Below are 21,609 nucleotides of genomic sequence, written 5' to 3'. Positions count from 1 at the left end.
AGCGTTACTACGTGACGGGTTGAGGTCGACGGGTCGCGAGATATTCGGCCGGCATCCCAGGACCTGGCCGGACCGTCACCTCGTCGGCATGAACGGTCCCGCAGGTGGCGCACACGAGCTGCTGCGAGATCGATCCATCGCAGGTTGCGTGAACATATCGGACGGGCGGCTCCGCCGGGGCCGCCCACCGGTCGCCCCAGTGCGTGAGCGCAATCAGCGCCGGGCCGAGCTCGCGGCCCTTCGTCGTGAGCAGGTACTCGTACTGCTCGGGCTTCTCCGAGTACTTGCGTCGCTCCATGATGCCGTTCTCGACGAAGGCATCGAGCCGGGTGTTCAGGATGTTCGTGGCGATGCCGAGATTGTGCCTGAAGTCGCCGAAACGCGTCACGCCGCTGAAGAGCGCGTCGCGGATGATCAGCAGGCTCCAGCGCTCACCGACCAACTCGAGAGCGCGTGCTATCGAGCAGATCTGGTCGTCGTAGGTGTTTCCGAGCATGCTTCCAGCGTAGCGAGGCTGTTTGCATCATGAAAGTGCCATCAACATGCATCGTTCAGCGCTGAAGGATTCAACGGACGGACGGAAGAGATCCCCGGCGATCGACCGCGGCTCAGTCGTTGTCGTCGAAGCTGCTGAGGATCTTCTCGCACAGGAGGCGCAGTTGGTGCTGCTCGGCGGGAGTCAGAGGACTGAGCACATGGTCGCGGACGACGCGGGTGTACTCAGGGCGAGCAGCCTCCATGGCGCGGATGCCCTCGTCGGTCAGTGTCGCGGTGCTCCCACGGCCGTCGGTGGGATGCGCATCACGTATCACCCAGCCCGCCGACTCGAGCCGATTGACCGCGTAGGTGATCCGGCTGGGCTTGCTACGGGTTGCGGCTGCCAGCTCGTTCATCCGCAGTTGCCCACCCGGCGCGTGCCGTAGCTGGATCAGCAACTCGAAGTAGCTGGGCGGCATGCCGGCGCTGTTCTGAACTCGCCGTTCCAGCGCGTCACGGACCCGTTCCCCCGCGTACGAGAAGGCCTCCCAGACGACGCGATGCCCGTCCTCGAAACAGGAGGTGTCGGCCATTTCGGACTCAGCTCCCGGCGAGCCGTCCGCGAGGACCACCGACCAGTCGGCCAACGCATCGATCGCAGGGCGCAGACCCTCGCCGCGGGAGGTCACGGCGTACCACCCGGCCGTGCGGGTCACGACGCCCGCCTCCTGGAGCTCCGTCAGCCTTTCGGTGAGGACGCGGTTCGACAGGCCAGGCAGCGCGGAGGCGAGCTGACCGAAGCGGGCCGGCCCCTGTAGCAGCAGGTCGACGATCTGCCCGCTCCACCGCTTGCCGAGCAGCCCGAAGACGGCTCCGGTCCGGGGACCGCAAGGGCAGACGTCATCCGGTCGAGACATGGCCTCAGGGTACGTCCGGGATCGGCCCGGCACGGTGTAGGTTGGAAATAGTAACCTGCGAGGAGAGCGCACATGGACATCGGTGTCGGGCTTCCGTCGACCATCCCCGGCATACCCGGCCGCCTGATCCTGGACTGGGCGAGAGCTGCCGAACATCAGGAGTTCTCGACCCTCGGCACACTCGACCGCCTCGTTTACGGGAACTTGGAGACCGTTCCGACGCTGGCCGCAGCCGCCGCCGTGACCGAGCGGATCGGGCTGACGTCAGCGGTCATGATCGGTCCGTACAGAGGCAACGGCGCCCTGTTGGCGAAGCAACTGGCCACGGTGGACGTCATCGCCGGTGGCCGGTTGACGGTCGGGATCGCTGTGGGCGCGCGCCAGGACGACTTCGATGCGACGGCGTCGCCGTACGCCGAGCGTGGCAAGGCGTTCGATGCGCAACTCGCGGAGCTGCGTGCAGTGTGGAACGGCGAGCCGCGGGGATACGCCGGTCCCATCGGACCGACCCCGATTCGCCCGGGTGGTCCCCCGCTGTTGATCGGCGGCGGATCCCCCGCGGCTCTCCGCAGAATGACTGAGTTCGGCGCAGGCTGGATCCTTGGCGCCGGCGGGCCCGACGCGTTCGCCGCGATGGCCGGCAAGGCCAGGCGGGCATGGAACGACTCGGGCCGGGCGGGCAAGCCGCGTCTGGTTGCCATCGGCTACGTCAGCCTCGGCGCCGACGCCGCCGAGCACGCCGAGCGGTACCTCGGCAGCTACTACAGCTTCGCAGGCGAGTACGTCGAACGGGTCGTGTCCAGTGCACTCACAACCGAAGAAGGAGTCGCCGACGCAGTCTCCAGCTTCACCGCGGTCGGATGTGACGAGTTGATCCTCTTTCCCTGTAACCCCGACATCGGCCAGCTGTCGCTCATCGCCGACGCCGCTGGGCTGCGCTGAACCCCTCCCCCTCCGAAAGGATTGTCATGTCGTTCACCGACACCGAGCTCGAGTACCTCTCCACCCAACGGCTGGGCCGATTGGCCACCGCGCAGCCGAACGGCACGCTTCAGGTAAGCCCGGTCGGCTTTCTCTACAACGAGCGGACCGGAACGATCGACATCGCCGGACACGGGATGGCCCGCAGCCAGAAGTTTCGCAACGTCACCGGGAACGGCCGGGTCGCCTTCGTGGTCGACGATCTCGCCTCGACGCAGCCGTGGCGGCCGCGGTGCGTGGAGATCCGCGGAGCAGGCGAGGCGATCGCCGAGCCCACCGACTCGGCGTGGGAGCCCATGATTGCGCGAACCGGTTTCGACGGAGCCATCATTCGCATCCACCCGAAACGCATCATCAGCTTCGGCCTCGAAGATTCCGACGACGGAGTCCTCGGCTACAAGGTCAGCAAGCGCACTGTCAGTTGACCGTTCCCATCCCGACCTAACCTGCTGAGACAACGAGGAAAAATCAGATGAGTTTCACCACCCGCAACGGTACTCGCGGCGCTCGCCAGCCGAAGGCCGGTCGCCTGATGAAGTGGTTCAACACCCGCGCCGCCAACCGGATACGCACCAAGGGCGGAAAGATGATGGGCTTCAATGCCTTGGTACTTACGACCGTCGGCGCGAAGAGCGGCGCCGAACGCACCAACCCGGTCGGCTGGTTCCCCACCGGCGAGGACGACAGTTGGCTGATCGTCGCGTCCGCTGCGGGCGGACCGAAGAACCCAGCCTGGTATTACAACCTCGCCGCCGATCCCGACCGAGTCACCATCGAGATGGCCGGACGCACGATTCCCGTGACCGCCGAGCAACTCCACGGACCGGAACGCGAGCTTGCCTGGCAGCGCATCATCACCGAAGCTCCCCGATTCGCCCAGTACCAGGTCAAGACCGACCGAGAACTACCCATCATCCGACTGACCCAGCGATCCAACTGACACAGGTTCCTGGACGTTCTCGACGGCCCACATCCGCGTCCCGCTGGTCGAAGCCTGCGTCCGTCCGGCACTGGACGCTCGCGGCGAACGAGGAGGCAACGCCGGCAAGATCGTCCTCCGCATAGACAACCACGGTGACAAAGGATCGGGTGATGTCGGAAGCCACCACGGGTGGCAACTGAACGCCCTCGGACTGTGGGTGGACGCTTCGGGCGCCCACCCACAGTATCTAGAGGAGATTTACGAGCCGAGGATGGCGGAAGTCACCTGGGCCGGTGCGTCGATGGCCACGTTGTGATGAGCGTGCGGCAGGACGGTCAGCGTGCTGCCGGTGAACGCGGAATGCAGCTCGTTCGCGATGTTGAGGTTGAGGTCGGGGTCTTGCGCGCCCCAGACGAGACGGGTGACAGGCCCGAGCTTCGCAAGCTGGGGCACGCGTTCTCCGTCAGCTCTCACGGTGTTGCCGACATCGGCGGCCAGCGATGTCATCGGCCTGATGCTGCTGGGCGCGCTGTCGAATTGGTGCGCGAACAGCGGTGTGAAGGCGCTCGCGTCCTGCGGACGTTCGAAGAACGTGCTCTCCTCCCACCGGAAGACGGTGGCGAACAGCCCAGGCTCCGTGCTGTAAGCCTTGACCAGGCTGTTGAGCCCGAAGGCAGTTCCTGACGGTAGCGGGCCCAGTGGCGCGGACTGAGGGTACTGGCCCAGGATAAGAGTGGTTGTCAGAGCCGGCGGACCGGATTTGTCCACAGGACCGTAGAAGCCGTTGTTGAGGACGAGGCGCTGGGTCCGGCCGGGATTGTCGAGCGACCAGTTGATGGCCGTCGGGACACCCGAATCGGAGGCGACGAGGATCACGGGCCCGAGGTTGAGCTGGGTGATGACGGCGTTGAGGTCCCCCTCCTGCTCTGCGAATGTGTAGTTGTAATTCGAGGGCTTGTCGGATGCGCCCCACCCGAGGAAGTCGAAAGTGACAACATTACGACCCTTGAGGCGAGCTGCGACCTTGTCGTACAGGTGGTGGTTATCGGGGAAGCCGTGGAGGAGGACGATCGCTGGTCCGGCGCCCTTTTGCTCATAGGCTGCGATGCGATAGCCATTATGCGAGACGAACACCTGGTGCAGATCGGATACATCGGTATCACCACGCGCCCCGAACGAGGGGACAGCGAAGACGGCGCCGAGCGTCACAGCAACCGCAGTGAGGGCGACGAGCAGCGCTTTACGCGCCTTGAGAAATGAGAGCGACATGTCTTCTTCCTTCTGGAAATGGTCGTGGGTATTACTGGGCTGGTATCGGGGCCGGCTCGGCCGAACTCGTGCGCTGGTCGGGACGGGCCGGGAGGAACACAAAGGCAGTGATCGCGCCGGCTGCGGCGACGCACGCGGCGACCACGCAACCGCCGGCGAAGCTGTGCATGAACGCGAGGATCGCCGCGTCGGAGAGGCCGTGCGCGAGGGCGGGGTGCCCGGCGTCTGCGATGTGCTTGGCGGCGGCGGCCGCACCCGCGACCGAGCCGTTCGCGGCGGTGACGGCCGACGCCGGAAGGCCGGCGGGAAGCGTTGACGCCAGCCGGTTGGTGTACAGGGATGCGGCAGCACTACCGATCACAGCGACGCCGAGAGTGCCGCCGAACAGGCGTACGGCGCTGTTGACGGCCGAGCCGATACCGGCCTTCTCCGACGGTACGGAACCCATGACGGCCTCGGTGGCCGGCGCCTGAGTGAGTCCCATGCCGAGCCCGAACAGCGCACCCTGCACGGCGATGACGTCGAACGAGGTCCCCTGGGACACCGTCGCGGTCCAAAGCAGGGCCGCGCAGTAGCACAGCAGCCCACCGGTGACGACGAGCTTGTTGCCGATCCGCACCGCGAGCCTGGTCCCCACGACGGCCGCTACTGCCACCGACCCGGCGACCGGAAGCAGCCGCACGCCGGTGCTCAGCGGGCCATACCCCTTGATGAACTGCATGTACTGGGTCATGAGGAAGATGAACCCGTTCAGCACGAAGAACGCGATCGCAATCGAGCCGCTGGCAGCGGTGAAGCGCAGGTTGCGGAACAGCGCGACATCCACCATCGGATGGGCGGCCCGGCTCTCGACGGCCACGAGTACGGCCAGTACCACGACACCCGCTGCGAGCACGCCGATGGTCCGCGCCGAGCCCCAGCCCCAATCATGAGCCTGGATGAGTCCCAGGACGAGCAGCCCCATGCCGGCGGCAGAAAGGACCAGCCCGGTCCAGTCGATCCGCGGGGTACGAGGATCGCGGGAAGTCGGTACTGCGACCGCGACGACCAGCGCAACCACCGCCGCCACCGGTGCCATGAACGCGAAGATGCTGCCCCACCAGTAGCGTTCCAGCAGCCACCCGCCGATGATCGGCCCGGTGGCGATCCCGACTCCGGTGGTCGCGCCCCACAGGCCGATCGCCACCGCCCGCTCCCGCCGCGCGGTGAAGACGTTGGTCAACAGCGAGAGGGTCGCGGGGAACATCATCGCGGCACCGAGCCCCATCACCGCGCGGGCCGCGATCAGCTCACCAGGAGTGTTCACGAACGCTCCGACCAGGCTGGACACACCGAACACACCGAGGCCTGACAGCAGCATTCCCTTGCGGCCCAGCCGGTCCGACAGGCTCCCGGCGGCCAGGACCAGCGCGGCGAAGACCAGGTTGTACGCGTCGACGACCCATTGCAGATCCGTGGTGGTCGCATTGATCCGTACGACCAGCGTCGGCAGCGCGACGTTCACGATCGTGATGTCCAGGCTGATGATCAGCGCCGCCAGGCACAGGCCGGCCAGGACGAGTCCTCTGCCCTTCATGAAGCCTCCTAAGTTGCTTTTTTAAACTCACTCGTTGCGATGCTAAAGTAGTGAGTTCAATAACGCAACCAACTAGGTGGGCGCCATGCGGCAGACAAGCTTCGCCTCGATGCAGTGCTCGATCGCCCGGAGTCTGGAGGTGATCGGCGACTGGTGGTCGCCGTTGATCATCCGGGACCTCTACTACGGAGTCAGTCGCTTCGACGACCTGGTCGAAGACCTCACCATCTCCCGGAACCTGCTGACCGCCCGCCTGACCCACCTGGTCAAGCACGGCATCGTGTACCGCCGGCCGTACAGCCAGCACCCGGTCCGTCACGAGTACCTGCTGACCGAGTCCGGACGGGACCTGATGCCGGTACTCATGGCCCTGATGGCGTGGGGTGACCGCTGGGCCACCCCCGACGGAGGCCCTCCCGTGGTTCTCGAGCATCGGCCCTGCGGACACAGGTTCACCGCGGTCGTGAGCTGCGACGCCTGTGGCGAAACGGTTCGTCCGGGCGAATTCGACCCCTTGCCCGGTCCAGGTGGACGACCGAGCCGCGGCACCCGGGTACTCGCCGGGATGCTCTCCGCCCGCCGGCAGCAATCCCCCGCGTAGCGCCCTGAACTCTGTACCTATCGGTATGTACAATCCTGGCTGAGTTCGGCGACCACATCGTCCACTGACCACGATTGAACGAAGGCGACGACACCATGCGTATAACCCGCAAGCCCGCCACCAGCGTCACCGCTCCGTCCCAGTGGATCACCGGCGAGGCTTGGATCGAGCCGATCGCCGAACCCGAGGGAGGGTCGCGGATGCAGATCGACAGCGTTCGCTTTGCCCCGGGTGGCCGCACAGTGTGGCATCGCCACCCGCTCGGGCAAGTGCTCATCGTCACCGAGGGCGTCGGGCGTGTGCAGAGCCGCGGCGGGTCCGTCGAGACGATTCACGCCGGCGACACCGTACACATCGAACCCGGTGAATGGCACTGGCACGGCGCAGCTCCCACCGTTGCCATGACCCACCTGGCTATCGAGCCGATCCCGGACGACGGCGCCACCCCCGAGCGTGGCGCCCCGGTCGCCGACAACGAATACCACCACGACGATCACCTTGTGGCCGCTGAGGACATCCCGCCGGTCACCCGCTCGGTGCTGCTGGACCAGCTTCTGTCGGCGCCACAGAGCACCAACCGGGTCGAGGTTCGGCGCATCACGATCGCGCCCGGCCATGCGGGCGGGTTGCATGTGCACAACGGCCCGGTGTTCGGCAGCATCGAGAACGGTTCGGTGGTCTATCAGATCGAAGGCGAACCGGCATCCGTACTCGGGCCAGGAGACGTGTTCTACGAGCCCAAGGGCGTCCGCATCGCGCGTTTCGACGCCGAGGACGAAGGAGTGACATTTCTCGGGTACTTCCTTCTGGCCGCCGACGAGACACCCGAGCTCGATTTTCCCAACTCGTGAGCGCAGCCCTGCATGGTGAACTGTAAAGCCTGGCCGAGCAGGAGAAATTCATGGTGAACACCTTCATCACCGGGCAGATCAACGGCGCGCCTCAACCAGCGAAGGGAACCACAGGAATGGCCCACCCCTTCGCGTCCGTATCGCTCGGCTTCTCCGTCATGGGGGCACACACCCTGTGGTGGGGCGGCTGCGCCTTGGACTCGTTCGCCATGCCCCATCTGCTCAGGGACGAGTCCGACGTCCTGGTCGCCACCCGCTGCCCGGCCCGCGACACCCCGCACGCCTGGGTGGTCGGACGAGAGGCCCCGCCGAAGGGTGACCACGTGGCCCATTTCCTTACCCCGATGCAGCGGGTTTGGGACGACGTCGTGTACACCTGCGGCAACCAGCGCCTGTTCTGCTCCACCGACTGCGTCGACACCTGGCTGCAGAAGACGGGTCAGGAACGTGGCTACGTCATGGATCTGGGTACGCTATGGCGCCTCGCCGCGGACTGGTACGCCGGGCGCCTGGAACCGGGCTACACCCGCCGCGATCCCGCCTCCGCCAGCGCCTACTTCGCGGAAGTCGGCCTCCGCGGTTCCTTCTGGGGGCTGCCCGACTGATATCTGGCTTTCTTAGCCGGCGCGCGTACCGTCAGGTACCTGTCGCTCCGGCATCGCGAGCGCCGGGGTCAGGCCGTCGGCGTAACCAAGGTCGAAAATCATGCCTTCGGAGACGAGCCCCGCCATCTTCTGTGGTTCCAGGTTGACAACGAACAGAGCCTGCTTCCCCACGATCTCACGCGGGTCGTCGCGCTCCTCCTTCATCCCAACAAGAATCGTGCGGCGGTGGTCGCCGAAGCCGACCGTGAGTTGCACCAGCTTCTTGGAATTAGGCACATCATCAACAGCCTCGATAGTGCCCACACGAATGTCGAGGACGTCCAGTGCGGAGATCGAGACGATCGGCTTCACGGGTGCAGGAATCATGTACTTATGCTGCCATAGTTGAAAGAACGTATATAGTACTTGAAAATATCAACTTGTCACGCATAGGCTTGCCTGCCATGGAGAACGATCAGCATGGCGAGGTGCGCCGCGAGGACCCGGACCTGGAGGTGGTCCTGGCGGCATACCGGGCCTTCGCCCTCGGCGACATCGATGCCGCAGTGGCGAACATGGCCGTGGACGTCGTCTGGATCGAGCCCGACGAATTCCCCGATGGTGGGCGACACGACGGTCGCGACGCTGTCGCCGGCTACCTCCGGCGTTCCCGCGACAGTTGGGAGAGGTTGCACTCGGTTCCGGTCGCTCGACGCGTGGGTGACACCATCGCCGTACGTCACCTCGTCGAAGGTATCGGTGCCGACGGCACCGATCGGAAAGCTGAGGTCGCGGACATCTTCACCGTCCGCAACGGACTCATCATCCACATGCAGGCCTACGCCGATCCAGACCGCGCGTTCCGAGACTGATCCACTCCACAGCCCAACCGGCCGATCGCACGCGCTCATCGAGAGAACGACCGAGGGAGGACCGCTGTGATTGTTCGGATTTGGCGTACGGGAATCGACAGGGAGCGGGCTGCGGAGTACGACCGTTTCGTGGTGGAGCGGTCGCTGCCGATGTTCCGGCGTCAGCCCGGGTTGACGACCGTGTACTTCACAAGGACTGGAGAAGAAGACCGGGCTGTCGTCACGGTCTGGGCTGACGCGGCGGCGGTCTCGGCGCTGGACACCTCGGACGAGTATCAAGAGACCACCGCGGCAATCCTCGCCGCAGGCTTCCTGCGGCCACCACAGACGGTAGAGCTGATGCCAGTCGACCAGTCCTGGCCGACCAGCACCCACAGCCGCGAGACAGCCTGAGCCGGCCACGTCCCAATCCGGGACGGCTTGTGCTGGCCTTGATCCCTGCACCACCGAGGAAGTGATCCGCATCGGACCACCTCAGCACTTGGGAAGAACTCCCGCCGAACGCGACCAGACCGCTCGGGCATTCGCCACCATTTGCGGGCGGCCTCGCGGTGAGTTTCGCCGTGGCCTGCGGCACATTGGTAGCGCTCCGCAGGCTGCGACACCGCTCCGGTGTCATGACGGGCACGATCGCGACGGTCGTCGGCGCTGCGACCGTCGTTGGCGGCTTGACGATATACGCGTCGACGCGATGAGTGTCTGCGGCGGCCGAGCAAAGATGCGCGCCGGTTCAGGAGACACGTCCGGCCGTCGTTGCGTCGTACTGTTAGTCAACCTCTGGCCTGGTCGTGAGCGGGCGCAGGCGCTGAAGTAGCTGTCGTTTGCCACGGATCGTTGAGCCGAGCGCCTTAGCTGCCTTGAGGTCGATCATTCCGGTCACCAGTCCGAGTACTGCGCGTGGTGGTCCGTCGATCACCAGGTCTGGGCGATCTACGTGCCCGACCGAGGTGCGGACGCGTCCGGCTTCCAGCGCGATCACCGCCTTCTGGTCCCCGGCGTTGAGCTGGATCGTGGCCGCCGGTCCGTCGGGGTCGGCGTCGGCGGTGAACCACGCCGGGGCGTAGGCCAGCCACGAGGCTTGAAACGCGTCGTCAGCACGGTCGTCCGTCATTCGGCGCAGTCCCCACAGGCCGATCTGTTTGAGAACGGGCTCGAGATCCGCGCCGTCTCGCGTCAGCTCGTACAGCACCGTCGCGACTGGCGGCGGCGCGTCGTAGCGAGTGATCAGTCCGGTCTGCTCGAGTTCCTTGAGCCGGCTTGACAGCAAGTTGGTGGCGACGCCCGGCAGGCCGTTCTTCAGGTCGGTGAAACGGCAGGGGCCTTGGAGGAGGAGCTCTCGCACGATCAGCAGCGTCCAGCGATCGCCGATGACATCGAGTGCCCGGGCTATCGAGCAGTACTGGTCATAGCTGCGCACATCCGCATACTACACACCAAAGTCAAAATGATAGTTGAAAAACTCAAATGAGTATGTCTAGTCTTCAACTATCCCTTTCGAAGCCGCTCATCCTCGTGGTACCGGTCCGGGGCCGGCGGACCCCGGACCGGTTCGAAGAGCTTTCGATTCAGGCGTCCTCGAGGATTTCCGCGAACGCGATCACCACACCGCCGGTGGCGTGCTCGAGGGTGGCGCCGACCAGGGGGCCGGCCTCCGCGGCGGCGGCACTGGCCGCCTCGTAGTCCTCGAAGTACAGGTCCAACAGCCGGTACGCCGGGGTTTCGCTGCCGTCCTCCTTCGGCCAGACCTTCGAGGCCTGCAGCCGGATCAGACCGGGGAGCTTGCGTGCCAGCGTGAGCTGCTCGGCGTACGCTGCCTCAAAGGCCTGCGGGTCCTTCGGGTTGGAATAGACAAAGCTGATCTTGGTCGGGTTCGCCATTGATGACCTTTCAATAATTTCGACGTGAAACCAGCGAGCAACTGCACTCGCGACGATTGTTGATCCTAGTTAGAGGAATACTGACCGACCATGACCGTTTCGCCGGGAAATCTTGCAGATCGTCCGACCGCCGCTCAGCCGGACGATCTGCTCTCGGAGTTGCTCCGCAGCGTCCGGCTGACCGGAGAACGGGTCGCCGCGCTGCGCCGGCCGCCGACCTTCTCGGTCGGCTTCGCCGACGTCGGCAGCCTGCACATCATCGAGGAGGGCGAGCTCGAGCTCCGGATCGACGGCGATCCGGCCGTCAAGCACATCGGTCGCGGTGATGTCGTCCTGCTCCCGCGCGGCGACCGGCACCAGTTGAGCAACGCACGCGGTCGCGCCTCCGAACAGGTGCGCTGGCTCTGCGGGACGTTCACGATCGGCGACCCGCAGGCGAGTCATCTGCTCGGGAGTCTGCCTGCCGCGATCGTCCTGGGTGGCACCGGCACCCCGGTACCCGAAGGCCTCGAAGTCGCCCGCCGGATGCTGCTGATCGAGATGCAGACGCCCTCGCAAGGTTCGGCGGTGATGATCGCCCGCATTCTCGACCTGATCTTCGTCCAGATCCTGCGTACCTGGGCCGCGGGCAAGGACGCCGAACCGAACTGGCTGGCCGGCGCATCCGACTCCGAGATCGGTCTGTCCCTGAGCGCCATCCACCGAGCTCCCGGCCGCGACTGGACGGTCGACGACCTGGCCCAGGTGTGCAACCTGTCGCGATCGACGTTCGCCGCACGGTTCGCCGAGCGCGTCGGGAAGCCACCGGCCACCTACCTCGCGCACGTACGCCTCGACACCGCCGCCGACCTACTCCGCAACACCTCCCTGTCGATCAACCACGTCGCGGCGAGAGTCGGGTACACGTCCGAGGCGGCGTTCAGCCGCGCGTTCAAGAGCCGCTACAACACACCACCAGCTCGCTGGCGCCGAGACGCTACGACGCCCGCTTCCAACAAGTAGCCGCCCTGCGCGGCTCGACCCGCGAGGACCGCGACGCTATCCGCTCCAACAACTCGTCGACTCCAGACGGCTCCGGATCACTGGCGGAGGCCACCGAGCTGGAGGATCATCGCGAGGTCGTCCCGGATCGCCCAGCGCTCGGCGATCCGGCCGTCACGGAGCCGGTACGCGAACGCTACGTCTCGGGTGGAGACACCCCCGGACAGCTCGAAGCCGCGGAACCCGCCGCCGGGCCAGTGCAGCTCGCGCGAGCCGAACTGCACGACCAAGTCCTCCTCGGCGACGACGAACGACTCCACCCAACGGCCGGGGTGCCGGTCACGGCCTGCTGCGCTCAAGAACCGCCTGGTGCCCTCGATGCCCGGCGGCATGTGCGAGCCGAGCGCGTGGTTGACGAGGTCCGGGGTGCACAGCGCGTCGAGGCGGGACAGGTCACCTGTGCCGTTGCCGAGCTCGTCGAACTCCTGCACGACCGCCTTGTTCTCAGAGAGGTTCATGCCCCTCTCGATACCACTCGCCCGCACCCCGGGGAAGCGCCACGCGTCGACCTGCCCGTCCTCCTGGGCATCGTCGCGCTGGCCCAAAGCTGAGCACGCATCGGGCGAGCTCGCCCGTCGCGGCGCTACGCCACCTCGGGGACTTGGTCGCGGTCGGTTGCTCACGATTCGGGGCAGTTGAGGTTGCTGGTGTCGCCGAGTTGGGGAAAGCGGCGCATACTTGAGGTCTGATGCAGACCAATCGCGGGACGACGCGTCGTCATCTGTCCACCAGTCCCTTCACGGTCCAGGCTTCTGAGCCGATCAAGACTTTCGATGTCGGTGAGCGGGTGTGCCACGACCGCGAAGGTCTAGGTCGCGTCTGCTCGGTCGAGCACGATGGCGCGGTGATCATCGACTTCGGCGGCGGCAGGATCCTGCGCCACGTCGCACCCTTCGCCAAGCTCCACTCGCTCTGACCAGCCAATAGTGGTCAGGGCGTCCGCCAGACCGGTGTCGGGTGAGCCGGTCCAGGTCACGTAGCCGTCCGGGCGGATCAGTACGGAGGCCGGGACCGGGACGTCGCCTTCGCCTGGGATGGGCCAGTGGGACTCGGCCGGACGTACTGCCACAGAGTCGATCCGGTCGATCGCGGGCGCCGGGCTGCCGTCGAGGGTCAGGAGGAGCGGCCGGCCGGTCGACAGCAGCTGATGGATCCGGCGGCCGTCCTGCAGGTCGGCGTCGGGGATCCGGCGGCCGTTCAGCGGGTGCTCACCCCTGACGTCGTACCGCACGTCGAGAGCCGAGATCATCAGCGCGAGCCGCCACCGGACCTCGTCGATCGCGATCAGGCCGGCGAACGTGTCCCGCAGCGCGTCGACGTGCGAGCCTGGCCGGCCGAGCGCGGTCTGTGCCCGGGTGTTGTGCAGGACGCGGGCCGCGACCGGATACCGCTCACTCTCGTAGCTGTCGAGGAGCGCGTCCGGCGTCTCGCCCCGCAGTACCGTCGCGAGCTTCCAGCCGAGGTTCATCGCATCCTGTACGCCGAGGTTCAGGCCCTGGCCGCCTGCCGGGTAGTGGATGTGGGCGGCATCGCCCGCGAGCAGGACCCGGCCAGCGCGGTAGCGATCGGCCTGCCGGGCGGCATCGCCGTACTGGGAGACCCAGCGCGGACTGTGCATCCCGAAGTCGGTGCCCGCGATCTCACGGTAGGACGTACGGAAGTCTTCGTAGCTCGGCTCGGTGCCCCGGTCGAGGACGCGGTCGTGCCGCTGCACCATCAGCCGCCACCAGCCGGGCTGGAAGGAGAGAGCCGAGAAGTCACCCTGCCCGCGACGCTCGGCGAACACGTTGCCGGCCGGCGGATCGGCCAGCTCGACAACCCGTACCGGATCGAGCAGATCAACCAAGAGGTCGACGCGGACCGGTTCCCGCTGACCGCGCGGATGGTGCGCGACGTGTTCGGCGCGGATCCGGACGTGGAGTTCCTGTACGGCCTGCGCACGATCCTGGCCGGGATCCGGCCCTGAAAGACCCGCAGCCGCGGCTCCGAGTGTCGGGTCAGGACGAAGTCAGGATGCGTGGATCGATGTGGAGTTTTGGTCCGTCGGTGGCGTTGCCGGGGCGCCAGCCGGCCAGTACGTCGCCGGCGCGGTCCAGTGGGACAACGCCTGCAACGTACGAGGTGGGGTCGACGCTCCCGTCACGGTAGGCATCGACAGTGGCGACCAGACCGGCGGATGCACCGAGGATGCCGACGACGGCGATGTCCTTGAGGGCGATCTGCCGGGTGTCGACGGTGCTCGAGGTGACCGAGAGCCCGATGAGAACCACGCGCCGCCCCGGCTCGACGAGCCGTATCGCCGTGGCCGGTACCGTCGAACCGTTGGAGGCGTCAACAATAGCGTCAAAGGGCTCGTCAGGGAGCTCGTCCAGAGTGGAGCAGCCACCCAGCGCGCGGCTCCGAGCGAACTCCAGCGACGGGCCAGGCACACCCGCGAGGTGTACACGCACCCCGGCTGCGGCGGCGAAGCCGGCGACCAGGAGTCCGATCGTGCCGGTGCCAACGATCAGCAGATGCTCACCGTCACCGACCTCTGCAGCCTGGAAGGCTCGAAGCGCATTACCCCCAGGCTCGACCATCGCGCCGGCAGTGTCGCCGACGACATCAGGTAACGGCAGCAGTGCTCGGCTCGGTACCCGCAGCTTTTCGGCGAGCGCACCGGCGAACTCTCCGCGGATGCCGATTTCGGAACGATCGTCGCAGACGTTGCTCCGACCGGCGCGACATCGGCGGCAGTGTCGGCAACCCACCATCGTGTCGCCGGTGACCCGGCGACCAAGCCAGGCGCGGTCGACACCGTCGCCGATCGCTGAGACAGTCCCGCACCACTCGTGCCCGAGCACCATCGGGTAGCTGGAGTAGCCGAGCCGCAGATACTCCATATCGCCGGTGAACAGTTCGACGTCCGTTCCGCAGATCCCCACGCGGGCAACCTCGACCACGACCTCGCCCGGGCCCGGCTCCGGGTCCGGTAGGTCAACTACCTCAGCGCTTCCGGGGCCGACCACGACCAGCCCTCTCATGGCCAACCGAGCGTAGCGGCCAGGGCTTCGATGACGGAGATTCCGCGAGACCAGTCCCCCAGCTGGTTGGTCAGGTACGCGAAGCCGAGTCTCGCGTCAGGATCGGCGAACGCCACTTGTCCACCGGCGCCGTCATGCCCGAACGAGGCCGGTGAGAGGTACCGCTGCCAGTCGGACGGGATCATGACTCCGGCGCCCCACGCCTGGTACGGAGGTGGTCCGGTCACGAAACGTGGAAGACCCACGCTGCGTGGCTCCCGAAGCGCTTTGGCCATGTCCTCACCGATCAGCAACACCCCGTCCGTCGGCGTGACGGCGGCCGACCAGATCTTCGCCAGCCCGCTGGCCGATGCGGTACCGCTTACCGCCGCCAGCTCCGCTGCATGGACTCGCCGGCTGTTGAAGAACTGCGGCGTGATCTCGCCCAGAAACGACGTGGCGCGCTCGGACCAGTAGACCGATTCCGGGTCGCCCGCCGGATCCGCCGGCGGTGACGGGTCCTCGATCAGTTGACTCACTCGAGCTTCCTCGGACGCGGGGAGACCCAAGAAGGCTTCGGCGCGAAGTGGGCCGGCGATGTGCTCGTTGAAACACTGACTGATCGACTGACCGGTCGCGAGCATCACCAACTTGCTCGTGATCGCGCCGTGGGTGACGGCGTGGTACTGGTGATGCTGCCCCGGCGGCCACAACGGCTCCTGGCCGGCGAGGACATCAGCAACTGTCAGGTCGTCCAATGCCTGCTCGGGACTCAGATCACGACGCGGCGCCGACAGACCGGCCCGATGTGCCAGCGCATCCCCGATCGTGACCTGTTCCTTGCCATAGGCACCGAATTCGGGCCAGAGGTCTGCAACAGGGGTGTTCAGCGGCGGCATCTCACCACGATCGATGAGCAGAGCAACAAGCAGCGACGCGAGCCCCTTCGTGCACGAGAAGATCACCGTCAGCGTGTCGAGGTCGAACGGCTGTCCGGTTCGTACGTCGGCAACTCCTCCCCACAGCTCGACGACCGGTGCCCCGTCGATCCAGACCGACATCGCTGCGCCACTACTCCCATCGCCCGGAACAGTGCGGAAGAACGCATCGGCAACCGCGTCGAATCCGGGTGCCACCGTCAGCTCGCTCATGGTTCTCGATCCTCCGATCAGTGGACGACCACGCGGACACGGCCCAGGTTCTGTACCCGACCGAACGCGGTGGTGGGATCACCCTCGCGTTGCGAGGCGGCTCGCAGGACCGGGAAGTACGTGCCTGGCTTCGTGTAGGTGAACGAAGTCGTCACGTCGACCGTTGGCCTCGGCACGCCGAACGCGCGTGGGGCGAAGGTGCCGGCACCGCTGAAGTCCCATTCTGTCGCCACGACTTTCCCCGCTGCGGGCGGCACCTGGATCCTGGCTCGGAACGTCACCGGCCGGCCGGCGAGCACGTCGACGCGATCGGTGCCGTTGACGGTGAGGTCGACCACAGGTTGGATGCCGTGCCGCGCAGTTGCCCGGGCCGGGACACCGACTTGGCCGTTCGACACGTCGTACTGGGTCGAGCTCGGCGGCGTCACTCCCTGCTCGACCCAGGCGCTGAGATCACGAATCGCCTGCTGGACACTGCCGGTGTACTCGACGAGACGTGCGGCTCGAGAACCGGTGACCGTACCTTCGAGATGGTCGGCGTTGTCGTTGTACCAAAGGCGGAAGTTGTCGTCGAAGCGGCTGCCCAAGGCCTGCTTGACCTGTTGGGCGTACCAGTCGGCGTGCCACGGGTACGCGTCGACGTCGAGCAGGTTCCCGACCACGATGACCTTTCCGGTGATCCGGCCGGTGTAGGTCCCGCCGCCGGAGACGCCGGAAGAGATCAGCGGGCCGACCTCGACGGGCCGCTGCGGGTAGATCGGAGTGCCGTCTGGAACCTGACCGTCTCCGAACTCCCCGGCACGTACGAAGGAACGTTCACCCTGCCGCTGCCGGCCCGCCCCTACATCGCGATCCGCCTGCAGGCAGTCGATGACTAGCAAGCGGGCGCTCGTGACCGGAGGCGCCAGCGGACTGGGCGCCGCAACCGCTGAGCGACTCCGTACCGACGGCCTCGAGGTCGTCACCCTGGACCTGCATGGCGCCGAGGTCTGTCTCGACGTCACCGACGAGCACGAGCTCGCCCGGGTCGCCGATCAGATCGGGCCCGTTGACGTACTCATCAACTCCGCCGGCATCGTCGGGCCCAACAAACCGCTCGTGGACACCACCGCTGAGGAGTGGCGACGAGTCCTGGATGTCAACGTCGTCGGTACGGTGAACACCATCAGAGCCTTCGTCCCAGGCATGTGCGACCGAGGCTGGGGCCGGATCGTCAACTTCGCCAGCATGGCCGGGAAGGACGGCAACCCCAACCTGTCGATCTACTCGGCGTCCAAAGCAGCGGTCATCGGGCTGACGAAGTCCCTCGGCAAGGAACTCGCCACGACCGGCGTCCTGGTCAACGTCATCGCCCCAGCAGTCATCGCCACCCCGATGAACGACGACACCGCCCCGGACGTCCTCGCCCGGATCACCAGCCTGATCCCCATGCAACGCATCGGCCGCCCCGAGGAGGTCGCCGAACTCGTAGCCTTCCTCTCCTCAAACCGCCTCACCTTCTCCACCGGCGCCACCTACGACATCAGCGGCGGCCGCGCGACGTACTGACAGCTTCGGCTTGCCCTCGCAACTCGACACGCACCGGAATCTCACCGTCCGAGAACGTTCTGCAACAAGCTGCAAACTGACCCCGAACGCCTGCCGATCATCATCGCGAGTACATATACTCGCCGTAGCGGATTGTTACTTCGCCCGGGCAACCGAGGTTCGTTCGAGCTACTGCCGGGCGGAGCCGAATCGTTACGTCCACACAAAGCCCGAGCTCCGAGAATGCATGCCGGCGTGCGCTGAATCAATGAACAGTCTTGAGCATCGCGCCACGAAATACCTCGGAGCCCGAGATGATGCCGGGGGTCGAAGTGCACAATTCCACCGACGACGGGTTGCTACGTCAGAGCGAGCGATGCGCAGGGGACGGTACGCAGCGGCCCGGCCGGCCGCGACCCGGCGTGGTGGACAGACTCTCCATGGATCTCCCGATCGACGATCGGCAGCGGAAACTGCTCAGTCTGCTCCTGGCCGGGCATACCGACAGCAGCGCCGCCCACCGGCTTGGCGTCAGTCCCCGCACCGTGACCAACATGCTCCGGTCCCTGATGGACCGGCTTGGGGTCGAGAACCGGTTTCAGCTCGGGGTGGCCATCGGCGGCCGCACCGATCTACCGGCCGGCTGTACCCGAACCCGGGCCGACTGCTCCGCCCTGGGACTGAGCTGCAACCGGACCGGCTGCTGAGGAAGCCCTGCCCTTGCGGCCATCAGGTCCGCAAGGGCAGGGTCGGCTCACGACCCGGCCGGAGCTCCGTCCGCCTCGGACCAGAAGTGGACCGTCACGGTCTTGCGGGTGGTGGGCGCCGCGGTCAGTACGGCGGACACACCGTGCAGCGAGCGGGCGGTCGTCTCGATCAGCACGCTGCGAGTGAACTCCGGAAGAATGCGGGTCCGTGGTTCGTCGGAGTCCGGCGCACCGAGCTCGAGCCACCCGCCGAACTCGGGTCGCCAGTCCTCCGCGATGTAGGTGAACAACGAGTAGCGCCGAAGGCGGCCTGTCTCGGGATGGCGGTTCGATCCGACGTGGGCGTGATGCACGGCCCCGCTGCCCATCAGCCGGTAGCTGCCCCAATCACCGTCGGGCTCGGTACGCAGGCCGGCCGTCCCGGTCGCCTTCTCGACGACGGCCAGGACGTCGTTCCCGAGCAAGGCAGAGCACAGCTCCTGCAAGGCCGTCCCCGCCAGCGCACGATCCTGGGAGTGCCACCGCGGAAGTCCGGGCTTGGCAATCATCACCGAGGTGTCCGGATAGCCTGCCGCGGCGGCGCGGGCGGCGTCGGGGAGCAGCACACCGTCCCAGACCCAATGTGGGAACGGCGTGGCCGAGAAGCCATTCGCGGGGTGCGCGTCGAGTTGCGCTTCCAGCGCGGCGAAGTTGATCACGTTTCCTCCTGTTGTCACGGATGTCGGTCCTCAGTCGGTGTCCGGAACCGGCCGCACGCCGAGGACCGCCCGCCCGTTCGCACAGTCGCCGGTGGGTAGCGAGAAGCGCCAGCCGTGCTGTGGACACACGACGGCGTGCAGATCCGGGTCGTAGTCCTCCGGACCGAGCCGTCCGCCAAGATGCGGACAGGTGTCCGACACGGTGAACGTCCCCGCGGCGGTACAGAGCCGGAACGTCCCTGCACGCCGATCGCTCCGCAACCGCAGCTGATGCAGGTACTCGGCAAGGTCACCCGGCGAGCTGCACCGAAGGACCGACATCAGCTCCTCGTTGTAGGCAGCGATGCCCGGGCGCCACGCGGTGAAGCGGAACGAGAAGAAGAACTCCTCCCAGCTCGCCTCACCGGCGAAGATGTGCGGAAGGAATCTGGACTCGATCGTGAAGCGGTAGTCGGGCAGCTCGTTCTCCCCACGCCCCGGCCGGACACTCAAGTCCCGGAAGTCGACGAGCCAGAACCCACCGCCGGGCCCGCGAACGTCGAAGGCGACCAGGGCGTCCACGGCACTGCACAGCACCTCGCCCGCCATGAAGAGCTCGGTGAAGTGCGCGGCGAACGCCGGGTAAAGGTCACCCGTGGGGTACGGATGCTCGTTCAGTACTGCGGCGATCGCCGGGGCGCGCCGCTTTGCGTACTCCTCGAGGTACGGCTGCAGATCGGACCAGTCGAAGCTCGAGTGCATCCCGGCGGCGCGCGTCATCGATCCGCTCGCCACGTCGAGGATGTCGCCCGGCAGCGGCGCCTCCGTTCGCTTGGCCAGCTCGGGGTGCTCGTCCTGGAGCCAGTCCAGCAACTGCGGTGGGGTGGTGAAGACCGACGACGGTGACAGGAAGTACGGCGCGATTTCCGGATCCAGCAGCGCCGGCGGACCGGCGAAGGCGACGGCGATCCGTGGCTCCAGCGCCCGCATGTACCGGTCCCAGCGGCGCATCGAGTTGATCCGCTTCCGCTCGGCCGCCGCGTCCTGCTCCGCGGCCGAGAAGTCGTACACGAACGGGAACCAGGTCGCGCCGGAGAACTGGGCCAGGACGACGTCCACGCGCGGGTGCCGCGTCCGGATCGTCGCCAACTGGTCACGGTCGACCTGACAGTCGTTGAGGTTCACGACGACTTCACCAGTGGCGGTGTCCTCGATGATCAACGCCGAGTCCTGATGCCGTGGCGTCGGAGAGATCATCAAGCGCAGCCGCAACGTACCGGCAACGAACACTTCGTCGTCCCGTAGCAACGTCGGCGCCGGCGCCTGCAGTGTCCGGGTCAGCCGGCGCCAGCTCGGCAGCGGGTAGTCCGGCATCAGCAAGGTGACCCGCGGATCGAGAGCAGCGAGGACATCCGCGTCGAAGTGATCCTGATGATCGTGCGAGACGTAGACGTGGGTCGCCGTGTCCATCAGGCTGGCGCAGTGACTGTTGTCAGGCAACTGGTGCCAGCCGGACAGGAAGGCTCCACCCGCGGAGAACCACGGATCGCAGGCCAGGCGGACATCGCCGGTCTCGACGAGCAGGCCGGCATGTCCCAGGAACGTGATCTTCACAGCGTCTCCACGAATCGGTCGGCGGTGGACGGGGTGGCGGCAACGAGGTGGCGGCGCAAGTTCGGGTCACTGGTGCCGGCGAAGGGTTGCCCGGCGACGCGGATCTCCAGCCCCAGCGCGGCCAGCTGGGCGGTCAGTGCGGCGAGAGTCGGCACGTGCAGCACGGAGTGGAAGACGGCCGGCGCCGGGTCGCCGGCATCGGTGCCCACGGCAATGATGCGGTGACCGATCAACCGGCCGTCGGCGGCGACGAACCCTTCGCCGAGCAGCAGGTGCGGGCCGTCCCGGAAGACCGACCCGTTCGGTCGTCGCTCGACCTGCCGCCCGTCGTCGAAGCCGATGGCACCGTCCTCGGCGAGCCGGAGGTCGAGCAGCAGGATGCCTCCGGGACGCAGTCGCCGTACCAGACTGTCGAGCAGCGCCTCGGCCTGCAGCGGAGTGAAGAAGTTGAAGGCGTCGTAAGAGAGCAACACGGTGTCGAAGACGCGATCGGGCGGCAGCATGCCGGGATCAGTGACATCGCCCAGGACGAAGGCACACTGCGGCACCGACGCGAGCCTGTCACGCGCGTACGCAACGACCGCCGGCCCAGCGTCGATACCGACGTACGACGTCGCGCCGTGCGCCTGCAGTGCTTCGGCCCAAACGCCCGGGCCACACAACGGGTGCAGAACGTCCCCGGCAGCTCGCCCCGGAAGCCGGCGCCCGAGCCAGCTCAGCTGACGACCGACAAGGGCGGGCGGACGTGAGGAGTCTGTGGTGGCCGGGTCGAGCTGTTCGCGGAGCAGGCGGCGGCTGAAGGCCTCGTCGCCGTAGGGCAGCCCTGGCAGTTCCGCAAGGGCGGAATCACTCAGTGCGGCAACATCCGGCAAATGCGGACAGACGGCCGGGCCGCCGTTTCTCAGGAAAGCGGCGGAAATCTGCTCGACGGATTGCCGCGCCACTGTCATTCGCGCTCCCCTG

General features: G+C 66.7%; 28 protein-coding genes. 13 read left to right on the top strand and 15 right to left on the bottom strand.

Annotation, left to right across the window (positions count from 1 at the left end; translation table 11 throughout):
- Nucleotides 1-7: 7 nt before the first annotated feature.
- On the bottom strand, nucleotides 8-496 hold the full coding sequence (locus ACZ5BU_RS29490) for a winged helix-turn-helix transcriptional regulator (RefSeq protein ID WP_465703702.1): 489 nt from the start codon (nucleotides 494-496) through the stop codon (nucleotides 8-10).
- Nucleotides 497-608: 112 nt separating this feature from the next.
- Nucleotides 609-1,394: a winged helix-turn-helix transcriptional regulator gene (locus ACZ5BU_RS29485; protein ID WP_465703701.1), complete on the bottom strand. Its 786-nt coding sequence runs from the start codon at nucleotides 1,392-1,394 to the stop codon at nucleotides 609-611.
- Between the two features lie 72 nt (nucleotides 1,395-1,466).
- Here ACZ5BU_RS29485 and ACZ5BU_RS29480 point away from each other — a divergent pair, with 72 nt between their 5' ends.
- Genes ACZ5BU_RS29480 through ACZ5BU_RS29470 form a run of 3 tightly spaced genes read left to right on the top strand, consistent with a single transcriptional unit; the run spans nucleotide 1,467 to nucleotide 3,315 of the window.
- Nucleotides 1,467-2,336 carry an LLM class flavin-dependent oxidoreductase gene (locus ACZ5BU_RS29480; protein ID WP_465703700.1) on the top strand — a complete coding sequence of 290 codons (870 nt, stop codon included), beginning with the start codon at nucleotides 1,467-1,469 and terminating at the stop codon, nucleotides 2,334-2,336.
- A gap of 26 nt (nucleotides 2,337-2,362) precedes the next feature.
- On the top strand, nucleotides 2,363-2,800 hold the full coding sequence (locus tag ACZ5BU_RS29475) for a PPOX class F420-dependent oxidoreductase (protein ID WP_465703699.1): 438 nt from the start codon (nucleotides 2,363-2,365) through the stop codon (nucleotides 2,798-2,800).
- 47 nt (nucleotides 2,801-2,847) lie between these two features.
- On the top strand, nucleotides 2,848-3,315 hold the full coding sequence (locus ACZ5BU_RS29470) for a nitroreductase/quinone reductase family protein (RefSeq protein ID WP_465703698.1): 468 nt from the start codon (nucleotides 2,848-2,850) through the stop codon (nucleotides 3,313-3,315).
- A 240-nt stretch (nucleotides 3,316-3,555) separates the two neighbouring features.
- Here ACZ5BU_RS29470 and ACZ5BU_RS29465 read toward each other — a convergent pair whose 3' ends face one another.
- Together ACZ5BU_RS29465 and ACZ5BU_RS29460 are read right to left on the bottom strand one after the other, a co-directional pair.
- Nucleotides 3,556-4,566 (bottom strand): alpha/beta fold hydrolase, encoded by a 1,011-nt coding sequence (locus ACZ5BU_RS29465; protein ID WP_465703697.1) that lies wholly within the window; start codon nucleotides 4,564-4,566, stop codon nucleotides 3,556-3,558.
- 31 nt (nucleotides 4,567-4,597) lie between these two features.
- Nucleotides 4,598-6,142: an MFS transporter gene (locus ACZ5BU_RS29460; RefSeq protein ID WP_465703696.1), complete on the bottom strand. Its 1,545-nt coding sequence runs from the start codon at nucleotides 6,140-6,142 to the stop codon at nucleotides 4,598-4,600.
- A gap of 85 nt (nucleotides 6,143-6,227) precedes the next feature.
- Between ACZ5BU_RS29460 and ACZ5BU_RS29455 the strand changes: the two genes are divergently transcribed.
- The 3 genes from ACZ5BU_RS29455 (at nucleotide 6,228) to merB (ending at nucleotide 8,199) form a co-directional block, all read left to right on the top strand.
- Nucleotides 6,228-6,743, top strand: a complete 516-nt coding sequence (locus tag ACZ5BU_RS29455; protein ID WP_465703695.1) for a winged helix-turn-helix transcriptional regulator — start codon at nucleotides 6,228-6,230, stop codon at nucleotides 6,741-6,743.
- A gap of 74 nt (nucleotides 6,744-6,817) precedes the next feature.
- Nucleotides 6,818-7,594 (top strand): (R)-mandelonitrile lyase, encoded by a 777-nt coding sequence (locus tag ACZ5BU_RS29450; protein WP_465703694.1) that lies wholly within the window; start codon nucleotides 6,818-6,820, stop codon nucleotides 7,592-7,594.
- 50 nt (nucleotides 7,595-7,644) lie between these two features.
- Nucleotides 7,645-8,199 (top strand): organomercurial lyase, encoded by a 555-nt coding sequence (gene merB, locus ACZ5BU_RS29445; RefSeq protein WP_465703693.1) that lies wholly within the window; start codon nucleotides 7,645-7,647, stop codon nucleotides 8,197-8,199.
- A gap of 12 nt (nucleotides 8,200-8,211) precedes the next feature.
- Here the strand turns inward: merB and ACZ5BU_RS29440 are convergent, their stop codons facing one another.
- Nucleotides 8,212-8,565 (bottom strand): hypothetical protein, encoded by a 354-nt coding sequence (locus tag ACZ5BU_RS29440; protein WP_465703692.1) that lies wholly within the window; start codon nucleotides 8,563-8,565, stop codon nucleotides 8,212-8,214.
- A gap of 77 nt (nucleotides 8,566-8,642) precedes the next feature.
- On the opposite strand from ACZ5BU_RS29440, the gene ACZ5BU_RS29435 reads away from it, so the two are divergent.
- Both ACZ5BU_RS29435 and ACZ5BU_RS29430 read left to right on the top strand, forming a co-directional pair.
- The gene (locus ACZ5BU_RS29435; protein WP_465703691.1) at nucleotides 8,643-9,050 is read left to right on the top strand and encodes a nuclear transport factor 2 family protein; all 408 of its coding nucleotides are present in this window, start codon (nucleotides 8,643-8,645) and stop codon (nucleotides 9,048-9,050) included.
- Nucleotides 9,051-9,116: 66 nt separating this feature from the next.
- Nucleotides 9,117-9,443: a hypothetical protein gene (locus ACZ5BU_RS29430; protein WP_465703690.1), complete on the top strand. Its 327-nt coding sequence runs from the start codon at nucleotides 9,117-9,119 to the stop codon at nucleotides 9,441-9,443.
- A gap of 373 nt (nucleotides 9,444-9,816) precedes the next feature.
- On the opposite strand, the gene ACZ5BU_RS29425 is transcribed toward ACZ5BU_RS29430, so the two are convergent.
- A complete protein-coding gene (locus tag ACZ5BU_RS29425) occupies nucleotides 9,817-10,467 on the bottom strand; it encodes a winged helix-turn-helix transcriptional regulator (protein ID WP_465703689.1) in 651 nt (216 codons plus the stop codon).
- 148 nt (nucleotides 10,468-10,615) lie between these two features.
- The gene (locus ACZ5BU_RS29420; RefSeq protein WP_465703688.1) at nucleotides 10,616-10,927 is read right to left on the bottom strand and encodes an EthD family reductase; all 312 of its coding nucleotides are present in this window, start codon (nucleotides 10,925-10,927) and stop codon (nucleotides 10,616-10,618) included.
- Nucleotides 10,928-11,017: 90 nt separating this feature from the next.
- On the opposite strand from ACZ5BU_RS29420, the gene ACZ5BU_RS29415 reads away from it, so the two are divergent.
- Entirely contained in the window at nucleotides 11,018-11,929 is a 912-nt protein-coding gene (locus ACZ5BU_RS29415) for a helix-turn-helix transcriptional regulator (protein WP_465703687.1), read from the top strand.
- Nucleotides 11,930-12,006: 77 nt separating this feature from the next.
- Here ACZ5BU_RS29415 and ACZ5BU_RS29410 read toward each other — a convergent pair whose 3' ends face one another.
- Nucleotides 12,007-12,426, bottom strand: a complete 420-nt coding sequence (locus ACZ5BU_RS29410; RefSeq protein WP_465703686.1) for an ester cyclase — start codon at nucleotides 12,424-12,426, stop codon at nucleotides 12,007-12,009.
- A gap of 350 nt (nucleotides 12,427-12,776) precedes the next feature.
- Nucleotides 12,777-13,685: an FAD-dependent monooxygenase gene (locus tag ACZ5BU_RS29405; protein WP_465703685.1), complete on the bottom strand. Its 909-nt coding sequence runs from the start codon at nucleotides 13,683-13,685 to the stop codon at nucleotides 12,777-12,779.
- On the opposite strand from ACZ5BU_RS29405, the gene ACZ5BU_RS29400 reads away from it, so the two are divergent.
- Nucleotides 13,671-13,934 (top strand): hypothetical protein, encoded by a 264-nt coding sequence (locus tag ACZ5BU_RS29400; RefSeq protein ID WP_465703684.1) that lies wholly within the window; start codon nucleotides 13,671-13,673, stop codon nucleotides 13,932-13,934. The two genes, ACZ5BU_RS29405 and ACZ5BU_RS29400, sit on opposite strands and share 15 nt — an antisense overlap.
- 31 nt (nucleotides 13,935-13,965) lie before the next feature.
- Here ACZ5BU_RS29400 and ACZ5BU_RS29395 read toward each other — a convergent pair whose 3' ends face one another.
- Genes ACZ5BU_RS29395 through ACZ5BU_RS29385 form a run of 3 tightly spaced genes read right to left on the bottom strand, consistent with a single transcriptional unit; the run spans nucleotide 13,966 to nucleotide 16,459 of the window.
- Nucleotides 13,966-14,991 carry a zinc-dependent alcohol dehydrogenase gene (locus ACZ5BU_RS29395; protein ID WP_465703683.1) on the bottom strand — a complete coding sequence of 342 codons (1,026 nt, stop codon included), beginning with the start codon at nucleotides 14,989-14,991 and terminating at the stop codon, nucleotides 13,966-13,968.
- Nucleotides 14,988-16,121 carry a serine hydrolase domain-containing protein gene (locus ACZ5BU_RS29390; protein ID WP_465703682.1) on the bottom strand — a complete coding sequence of 378 codons (1,134 nt, stop codon included), beginning with the start codon at nucleotides 16,119-16,121 and terminating at the stop codon, nucleotides 14,988-14,990. Before ACZ5BU_RS29390 ends, ACZ5BU_RS29395 begins: the two co-directional genes overlap by 4 nt.
- A gap of 17 nt (nucleotides 16,122-16,138) precedes the next feature.
- On the bottom strand, nucleotides 16,139-16,459 hold the full coding sequence (locus ACZ5BU_RS29385) for a PKD domain-containing protein (RefSeq protein ID WP_465704252.1): 321 nt from the start codon (nucleotides 16,457-16,459) through the stop codon (nucleotides 16,139-16,141).
- A 192-nt stretch (nucleotides 16,460-16,651) separates the two neighbouring features.
- Between ACZ5BU_RS29385 and ACZ5BU_RS29380 the strand changes: the two genes are divergently transcribed.
- The 3 genes from ACZ5BU_RS29380 (at nucleotide 16,652) to ACZ5BU_RS29370 (ending at nucleotide 18,355) form a co-directional block, all read left to right on the top strand.
- Complete coding sequence (locus tag ACZ5BU_RS29380; protein ID WP_465703681.1) at nucleotides 16,652-16,999, top strand: DUF5605 domain-containing protein; 348 nt, start codon at nucleotides 16,652-16,654, stop codon at nucleotides 16,997-16,999.
- Nucleotides 16,992-17,669 (top strand): SDR family NAD(P)-dependent oxidoreductase, encoded by a 678-nt coding sequence (locus ACZ5BU_RS29375; protein ID WP_465703680.1) that lies wholly within the window; start codon nucleotides 16,992-16,994, stop codon nucleotides 17,667-17,669. The genes ACZ5BU_RS29380 and ACZ5BU_RS29375 overlap by 8 nt, the downstream gene beginning before the upstream one ends.
- 257 nt (nucleotides 17,670-17,926) lie before the next feature.
- On the top strand, nucleotides 17,927-18,355 hold the full coding sequence (locus ACZ5BU_RS29370) for a helix-turn-helix transcriptional regulator (RefSeq protein ID WP_465703679.1): 429 nt from the start codon (nucleotides 17,927-17,929) through the stop codon (nucleotides 18,353-18,355).
- Nucleotides 18,356-18,402: 47 nt separating this feature from the next.
- On the opposite strand, the gene ACZ5BU_RS29365 is transcribed toward ACZ5BU_RS29370, so the two are convergent.
- The 3 genes from ACZ5BU_RS29365 to ACZ5BU_RS29355 are packed head-to-tail and all read right to left on the bottom strand — an operon-like array spanning nucleotide 18,403 to nucleotide 21,596.
- Entirely contained in the window at nucleotides 18,403-19,071 is a 669-nt protein-coding gene (locus ACZ5BU_RS29365; protein ID WP_465703678.1) for a 2OG-Fe(II) oxygenase, read from the bottom strand.
- A 12-nt stretch (nucleotides 19,072-19,083) separates the two neighbouring features.
- Complete coding sequence (locus tag ACZ5BU_RS29360) at nucleotides 19,084-20,646, bottom strand: MBL fold metallo-hydrolase (protein ID WP_465703677.1); 1,563 nt, start codon at nucleotides 20,644-20,646, stop codon at nucleotides 19,084-19,086.
- Entirely contained in the window at nucleotides 20,643-21,596 is a 954-nt protein-coding gene (locus ACZ5BU_RS29355) for a class I SAM-dependent methyltransferase (protein ID WP_465703676.1), read from the bottom strand. Before ACZ5BU_RS29355 ends, ACZ5BU_RS29360 begins: the two co-directional genes overlap by 4 nt.
- Between the last annotated feature and the right edge of the window lie 13 nt (nucleotides 21,597-21,609).

The sequence above is a fragment of the Kribbella sp. NPDC031520 genome (assembly GCF_055580825.1).
The sequence above is the reverse complement of the archived record's forward strand: the minus strand, read 5'-3'. Positions and strand labels throughout refer to the sequence as shown.

Excerpts from the sequence above, each read along its gene's own strand:
- ACZ5BU_RS29490 (WP_465703702.1), bottom strand. The coding sequence starts at position 496 with ATGCTCGGAAACACCTACGACGACCAGATCTGCTCGATAGCACGCGCT.
- ACZ5BU_RS29485 (WP_465703701.1), bottom strand. The coding sequence starts at position 1,394 with ATGTCTCGACCGGATGACGTCTGCCCTTGCGGTCCCCGGACCGGAGCC.
- ACZ5BU_RS29480 (WP_465703700.1), top strand. The coding sequence starts at position 1,467 with ATGGACATCGGTGTCGGGCTTCCGTCGACCATCCCCGGCATACCCGGC.
- ACZ5BU_RS29475 (WP_465703699.1), top strand. The coding sequence starts at position 2,363 with ATGTCGTTCACCGACACCGAGCTCGAGTACCTCTCCACCCAACGGCTG.
- ACZ5BU_RS29470 (WP_465703698.1), top strand. The coding sequence starts at position 2,848 with ATGAGTTTCACCACCCGCAACGGTACTCGCGGCGCTCGCCAGCCGAAG.
- ACZ5BU_RS29465 (WP_465703697.1), bottom strand. The coding sequence starts at position 4,566 with ATGTCGCTCTCATTTCTCAAGGCGCGTAAAGCGCTGCTCGTCGCCCTC.
- ACZ5BU_RS29460 (WP_465703696.1), bottom strand. The coding sequence starts at position 6,142 with ATGAAGGGCAGAGGACTCGTCCTGGCCGGCCTGTGCCTGGCGGCGCTG.
- ACZ5BU_RS29455 (WP_465703695.1), top strand. The coding sequence starts at position 6,228 with ATGCGGCAGACAAGCTTCGCCTCGATGCAGTGCTCGATCGCCCGGAGT.
- merB (WP_465703693.1), top strand. The coding sequence starts at position 7,645 with ATGGTGAACACCTTCATCACCGGGCAGATCAACGGCGCGCCTCAACCA.
- ACZ5BU_RS29440 (WP_465703692.1), bottom strand. The coding sequence starts at position 8,565 with ATGATTCCTGCACCCGTGAAGCCGATCGTCTCGATCTCCGCACTGGAC.
- ACZ5BU_RS29435 (WP_465703691.1), top strand. The coding sequence starts at position 8,643 with ATGGAGAACGATCAGCATGGCGAGGTGCGCCGCGAGGACCCGGACCTG.
- ACZ5BU_RS29420 (WP_465703688.1), bottom strand. The coding sequence starts at position 10,927 with ATGGCGAACCCGACCAAGATCAGCTTTGTCTATTCCAACCCGAAGGAC.
- ACZ5BU_RS29415 (WP_465703687.1), top strand. The coding sequence starts at position 11,018 with ATGACCGTTTCGCCGGGAAATCTTGCAGATCGTCCGACCGCCGCTCAG.
- ACZ5BU_RS29410 (WP_465703686.1), bottom strand. The coding sequence starts at position 12,426 with ATGAACCTCTCTGAGAACAAGGCGGTCGTGCAGGAGTTCGACGAGCTC.
- ACZ5BU_RS29405 (WP_465703685.1), bottom strand. The coding sequence starts at position 13,685 with ATGGTGCAGCGGCACGACCGCGTCCTCGACCGGGGCACCGAGCCGAGC.
- ACZ5BU_RS29395 (WP_465703683.1), bottom strand. The coding sequence starts at position 14,991 with ATGAGAGGGCTGGTCGTGGTCGGCCCCGGAAGCGCTGAGGTAGTTGAC.
- ACZ5BU_RS29390 (WP_465703682.1), bottom strand. The coding sequence starts at position 16,121 with ATGAGCGAGCTGACGGTGGCACCCGGATTCGACGCGGTTGCCGATGCG.
- ACZ5BU_RS29380 (WP_465703681.1), top strand. The coding sequence starts at position 16,652 with ATGGTCGGCGTTGTCGTTGTACCAAAGGCGGAAGTTGTCGTCGAAGCG.
- ACZ5BU_RS29375 (WP_465703680.1), top strand. The coding sequence starts at position 16,992 with ATGACTAGCAAGCGGGCGCTCGTGACCGGAGGCGCCAGCGGACTGGGC.
- ACZ5BU_RS29355 (WP_465703676.1), bottom strand. The coding sequence starts at position 21,596 with ATGACAGTGGCGCGGCAATCCGTCGAGCAGATTTCCGCCGCTTTCCTG.